Here is a 2,150-nt window from a genome sequence, read left to right as displayed (position 1 = left end):
TTAGTAGTGATTCTAATTTTTACTCGATCCACTTACTCATACTAATCGATTCTTGTTCAGCATACTCTGTTATCTTTTCTAATAAATCAATAGGTAATTCCAAACTAGTTTTTCTATAAGAACTTCGTAAAATCAGCTGCCCCTCTTCATAGTAGATGTTACCTTTTATTAAAAATGGTCGGATATCATCCACTAAGAAACCTTTATTAAAAAATGGCTTTTGCCCGGCTCGAATAAAGAGTACTATCCTATTACCCTGCTCCCGTAATCGTATGTTTTCCATACCCCATGTTTCTAATAAATAGTCCAAAAACGGATAAAATACAATAACATCTTTCGGTATTTCTAACTCTATATATCCATTAAGTTCAAATGTGGATTGATGAATGGGATAGACTGGTTCTAACTGATACTCCCTTATCCCTTCTTCAAATGGCAACCACTTTTGAATATTTGCTAAGTAAAACCCCCATTCATTATCCTTATTTCGTATAACACGTGCTTCAGGCACCTTGTTTGAATGGAATTTCTGAAATAAGACAATATCTTGACTAGGCTGATAATATTCAAATCGTTTTGGCCGTTGAGATTCAGATGATTTCAATACCCCCGCTGCTTCCTCATAGGCTGTTTCAGATATGACATAGATCGTACGCTCATCCCCATAAGGAACAGCCGTAGCTTTGATTAATCCATCTTGTATATACTTATAAACGCTTTGTACGGATACGCCCAATTTTTTGGCGACATTATTTGGGCTCATGCCTGTAGGTAAAGCTTGTTTTTCATACACTAATCGATCTACTTCCCCTTTTTCATAACGGGCCTCTTTATGGAGCCGATGCGGATCTTGAATTTTAGTAATTTTCTTCTGTTTTCCATAATGATAGACCGTTGCCTTGGAGACTTGTAGTAAATCCGCTACCTCTTTTTGTACCGGCTTTAGCTGTATCTTCTGCAAATTTCTTAGCTTTTTTAATCCAATTAGTTGAAGATTAGCCATTATTGCATTATTTCCTGCAGGAAAAATTGTCAAAGGGGCAAAGGCATTTAAATTACTTGAAAAGTATGGTAAATCAAGTTTAGCAGAAGCGACTGCAAGATATGGAAGTTCCAAAGTGTTAGGTAGCACCTCAAAAGGAATTTTATTAGAAGGTAACAGCAAACGTGGATGGAAACATATCTATACATCTCATGTAACAAAGAAGTGGAGTAATTCTAACGGCATACACAGGGCAAATCAACATTTCCGGGTCATCTATCTACTAAACAAATAAAAGATAAAATATATTACACACTTAACCATGGAAAAGTCGTACATGCGGCAAATTCAGGTAATATGACTTATAGCTGCAAATTTGGAAAAAAAGGGTTAAAATATTTGCATGTGATAGTAGATAAATCTGGTTATATTGTGACTGCTTTTCCATCGAAAACCTACAAATAATAATGTTTGATTATGGAAGGGGATGCCTGTGATAAGAATAGAATTAGAAAAAAATGAGCTTAATGAAATTCAATCAAAACAATTGCACTGGTCAAACTTATTTGATTTTGATGCAATAATTAGCTTTGATTATGGAGAACAAAAAGTTCATTTTGAGACGATGCATCATCTTATGACTTTAGGAGACTTAACCAAGGGAATAATTGTCCTTTTACGTTCAGGAAAACAATCAAGTTATTCAGGCTACGGTGCTAGTTATAATAAGAAGCTAATAATTAAGAGAGTGAAAGATAGAGCATTCATTGAGTTACATATAAAAAAAGGGGACTTTATGTCTGTTGAAGTAAATCCAAAAGTTCTAGCATTAGATTTTTTAAGAGCAATAAAAAATCACATAGATTATATATCATCCTTTCAATATGATCTTATTGGTGCGGAAGAACTAGAAGGAATTAACCTCCTTATTATTGAATTAAAACAAACGATCAACGCTGTCTCGTAAAAGGTGAAAAACTCTTCAAGGTATTTTTATATTCCATTCTGATTATTATACAGACAGAAATATAGAAAGGTTTAGTTTAAAAAATCCTAATTGTTAATAAAACACTATTATTAACATAAACAAAAAGCCTGTTCAAATTGAAACAGGCTTTTTGAGCTTATCTATTATTTTGTATTTGTAAACCCGCCGTCTCAGCTACAT

At 33.6% G+C, this 2,150-nt stretch carries 2 protein-coding genes; one reads left to right on the top strand and one right to left on the bottom strand.

The features are described from left to right. Positions 1-19: 19 nt before the first annotated feature. Positions 20-1,117, bottom strand: coding sequence for a MerR family transcriptional regulator (locus tag WYK_RS23275; protein ID WP_235782474.1), 1,098 nt, complete (start codon positions 1,115-1,117; stop codon positions 20-22). Between the two features lie 358 nt (positions 1,118-1,475). On the opposite strand from WYK_RS23275, the gene WYK_RS08865 reads away from it, so the two are divergent. Beyond that, on the top strand, positions 1,476-1,949 hold the full coding sequence (locus WYK_RS08865) for a hypothetical protein (protein WP_040374161.1): 474 nt from the start codon (positions 1,476-1,478) through the stop codon (positions 1,947-1,949). The last annotated feature ends 201 nt before the right edge of the window (positions 1,950-2,150 follow it).

Source organism: Peribacillus psychrosaccharolyticus ATCC 23296, assembly GCF_000305495.1.
GTDB classification, from domain to species: domain Bacteria; phylum Bacillota; class Bacilli; order Bacillales; family DSM-1321; genus Peribacillus; species Peribacillus psychrosaccharolyticus.
The sequence above is the reverse complement of the archived record's forward strand: the minus strand, read 5'-3'. Positions and strand labels throughout refer to the sequence as shown.